Origin of the sequence: Pseudomonas edaphica (assembly GCF_005863185.1) — a bacterium.
Classification (GTDB): Bacteria; Pseudomonadota; Gammaproteobacteria; order Pseudomonadales; family Pseudomonadaceae; genus Aquipseudomonas; species Aquipseudomonas edaphica.
Genome location: NZ_VBVZ01000618.1, coordinates 1 through 3,618, shown reverse-complemented (window position 1 = coordinate 3,618; position 3,618 = coordinate 1). Strand labels below are relative to the sequence as shown.

The following is a 3,618-nucleotide window of genomic DNA, read 5'->3' as shown; positions in this document are numbered from 1 at the left end:
CGTTGCATGGCGAAATCCGGATCCAATATGCGCAGATCCTAGACCGCAATCGACGGCAGGGCCAGCCCGGTCAACGACTGCGCGCTGCTGGCTTGCTCGGCCACCAGCCAATCGACAAAGCGCTCGACCAATTGCCCCCGGCGTTTGCGCTGGGGCTGCACCACGTAATAACCGAAGCGCGAGATCACCGTGTCATTGATCGGCCGGCACAGCCAGTTCTGTTCCAGCAGGTTATCCACCAAGTGCCGCCAACCGATGGCCACGCCCTGCCCGGCAATCGCCGCCTGGATCAGCAGGGTGTAATTGTCGAAGCGCAATTGCCCAGGCGTGGGCGCCGTGGTGATGCCTAACTCACGAAACACGCCGCTCCAGTCGAACCACTGGCTGTTGTTTTCCTGGCGCAGGTGCAGCAGCGGGTAATCGTGCAGATTTTGCACCGTCAGTGGCGTGGATTGAGCCTTGAGCCACTGCGGGCTGCACACCGGAAACACTTCCTCGTTGAACAGCCACAAGCTCTCGCCCTGCTTGAAACGACCATCGCCAAACAACACCGCCACGTCGATATCGCTGCGCAAAGTCGCGTGGTTGCGTTCGCTGGTCACCAGGCTCACATCCACCTGCGGGTTGGCCTGGTGAAAGCGATGCAGGCGCGGCATCAACCAGTAGGCGGCGAAAGCGAAGTCGGTGGCCACTTGCAGCACTTCGTGCTGGTCCTGCTGGGTGATCGTGCTGAGGCCTTGGTTGATGGCCTGCAAACCGCCTTGCACCTGTTCAAACAACAGCGCGCCCGCATCCGTCAGTTCGATGCCTCGGTAGATGCGATCGAACAGGCGGATCGCCAGTTGCTCTTCAAGGCGCTTGATCTGCTGGCTGATGGCCGGCTGCGTAGTGCCCAACTCCATCGCGGCGGCGGTAAAGCTGCGATGGCGCGCCGCGGCTTCAAAGGCACGCAGCAGGTCGAGGGACAGATCACCGAGGGCTTCATACATAAGCTGTGCTTATCCTAGACATTGCTTTCCATGGGCTTTACCCCATTTTCCATGGGCTGCATGCTCATTCGCATAAACACCGCCTATGGAATGCCGATAGATCATGAAGCGCAAGAACATTCTTTTCATCATGGCCGATCAAATGGCCGCGCCGATGCTGCCGTTCTACGGACCTTCCCCGATCAAGTTGCCGAACCTGAGCCGCCTGGCTGCACAGGGCGTGGTGTTTGACGCCGCCTACTGCAATAGCCCGCTGTGCGCGCCTTCGCGTTTCACCCTGGTCAGCGGCCAGTTGCCGAGCAAGATTGGCGCCTACGACAACGCCGCCGATTTCCCCGCCGATGTACCCACTTATGCCCACTACCTGCGCCGCCTCGGTTACCGCACGGCACTGTCGGGCAAGATGCATTTCTGCGGGCCAGATCAGTTGCACGGCTATGAAGAACGCCTGACCAGCGACATCTACCCAGCCGACTATGGCTGGGCGGTGAACTGGGATGAACCAGACGTGCGTCCCACCTGGTACCACAACATGTCGTCGGTGCTGCAAGCCGGGCCGTGCGTGCGCACCAATCAGCTGGATTTCGACGAAGAGGTGGTGTTCAAAGCCCAGCAGTATCTGTTTGACCATATCCGTGAAGACGGCAACCAGCCGTTCTGCCTCACCGTGTCGATGACGCACCCACACGACCCGTACACCATTCCCAAGCCGTTCTGGGACCTGTACGACGACAACGACATCCCAATGCCGGCAACCCCCGCGCAAGGCGATCTCGACCCGCACTCCCAGCGCCTGCTCAAGGTTTACGACCTGTGGGACAAGCCGCTGCCTGTGGACAAGATCCGCGATGCGCGCCGCGCGTATTTCGGCGCGTGCAGCTATATCGACAGCAACGTCGGCAAACTCCTGCAAACCCTGGAAGACACCGGCCTGGCCGACGACACGATCATCATCTTCTCCGGCGACCACGGCGACATGCTTGGCGAGCGTGGCCTCTGGTACAAAATGCACTGGTTTGAAATGGCCGCCCGCGTACCGCTGCTGGTGAGTGCGCCAGGCCAGTTTGCGGCGGGCCGCGTGAGCAACGCCGTATCCACCGCCGACCTGCTGCCCACCCTGGTGGAACTGGCCGGCGGCGAGTTGGACCCGCGCCTGGCGCTGGACGGCCGCTCGCTGGTCCCGCACCTGCAAGGGCAGGGCGGGCACGACGAAGTGTTTGGCGAATACATGGCCGAAGGCACCATCAGCCCACTGATGATGATTCGGCGCGGCGCCTACAAATTCATCTACAGCGAAGACGACCCTTGTCTACTGTTCGATGTACACAACGACCCGCATGAACGGGAAGACCTCAGCCAGTCACCGGAACACCGGCCACTGTTCGAGGCGTTTTTGAATGAGGCGCGGGCCAAATGGGACATCCCGGCGATCCACCAGCAGGTGCTCGCCAGCCAACGCCGTCGCCGCCTGGTGTTCGAGGCACTGACCCAAGGCAAGCTGAAGAGCTGGGATCACCAGCCACTGGTGGACGCCAGTCAGCAATACATGCGCAACCATATCGACCTCGACGACCTGGAGCGCAAAGCACGTTATCCACAACCCTGCCAAAACCAATAAATAGACAGAGGGAAGGCCATGCAAAAGTTGACCGTGGTACTGAGTATGTTGGTGCTGGGCAGCGCCAATGTGTACGCAGACGCTAGCTGCGAAACGGTAAAAATGGCCGATCCAGGCTGGAGCGATATCGCCGCCACCAATGCCATCACCGGTTTCCTGTTGAACGGCATGGGCTACAAGGCCAAGGTCGACACCCTGGCGGTGCCGATCACGTTTGGCGGGCTCAAGGATGGCCAGGTGGATGTGTTCCTGGGCAACTGGATGCCGGCGCAGCAGGGTTTCTACGACAAGTTCGTGGCCAATGGCGATGTGGTGCAACTGGCGAAAAACCTCGACGGCACCGAGTTCACCCTCGCCGTGCCGGACTATGTATGGGACGCCGGTGTGCATGATTTTGCCGACCTGAACAAATTTGCCGACAAGTTCGACAAGAAGATCTACGGCATTGGCTCCGGCGCGCCGGCGAACATCTCGCTGCAGGAGATCATCAAGAAGAATGACTTCGACCTGGGCCAGTGGAAGCTGATCGAGTCGAGCGAGCAGGCGATGCTGGCCGAAGTGTCGCGGGCGGTGAAAAAGCAGAAGTTCGTGACCTTCCTCGGGTGGACGCCGCACCCGATGAACGTGCAGTTGAAAATGCATTACCTCAAGGGCGGAGAGAAGTACTTTGGTGACACCGGCAGCGTGTATACCTTGACCCGTAAGGGTTACGCCCAGGCCTGCCCGAATGTTGGGAAACTGCTGACCAACCTGAGTTTTACCCAGGAGATGGAGAACAGCATCATGGCCCAGGTGGCCAACAATAAAGTCAGCAATGCCGACGCGGCAAAAGCGTGGATCAAAGCCAACCCGGCGGTACTGGACACATGGCTGGATGGCGTAAAAACCCTCGACGGTAAAGACGCACTGTCTGCCGTAAAAGCCAAACTCTAAGGGCCGCCGCGCATCCCTGTGGGAGCTGGCTTGCCTGCGATACAGACAACTCGGTCTGCCAGACAGACCGAGTTGTCT

3 protein-coding genes are annotated in these 3,618 nt (G+C 59.9%); 2 read left to right on the top strand and 1 reads right to left on the bottom strand.

Annotated elements, in window-relative coordinates:
- Positions 1-38: 38 nt before the first annotated feature.
- Positions 39-989 carry a choline sulfate utilization transcriptional regulator gene (locus tag FEM54_RS27700; RefSeq protein ID WP_017137931.1) on the bottom strand — a complete coding sequence of 317 codons (951 nt, stop codon included), beginning with the start codon at positions 987-989 and terminating at the stop codon, positions 39-41.
- Between the two features lie 103 nt (positions 990-1,092).
- Here FEM54_RS27700 and betC point away from each other — a divergent pair, with 103 nt between their 5' ends.
- Together betC and choX are read left to right on the top strand one after the other, a co-directional pair.
- Positions 1,093-2,607 (top strand): choline-sulfatase, encoded by a 1,515-nt coding sequence (betC, locus tag FEM54_RS27695; RefSeq protein WP_138453766.1) that lies wholly within the window; start codon positions 1,093-1,095, stop codon positions 2,605-2,607.
- A gap of 18 nt (positions 2,608-2,625) precedes the next feature.
- Positions 2,626-3,540 (top strand): choline ABC transporter substrate-binding protein, encoded by a 915-nt coding sequence (choX, locus tag FEM54_RS27690; RefSeq protein WP_138453765.1) that lies wholly within the window; start codon positions 2,626-2,628, stop codon positions 3,538-3,540.
- Positions 3,541-3,618: the final 78 nt, after the last annotated feature.

Bases quoted from the DNA above. Each gene is read 5' to 3' on its own strand.
- FEM54_RS27700 (WP_017137931.1), bottom strand. From the start codon at position 989: ATGTATGAAGCCCTCGGTGATCTGTCCCTCGACCTGCTGCGTGCCTTT.
- betC (WP_138453766.1), top strand. From the start codon at position 1,093: ATGAAGCGCAAGAACATTCTTTTCATCATGGCCGATCAAATGGCCGCG.
- choX (WP_138453765.1), top strand. From the start codon at position 2,626: ATGCAAAAGTTGACCGTGGTACTGAGTATGTTGGTGCTGGGCAGCGCC.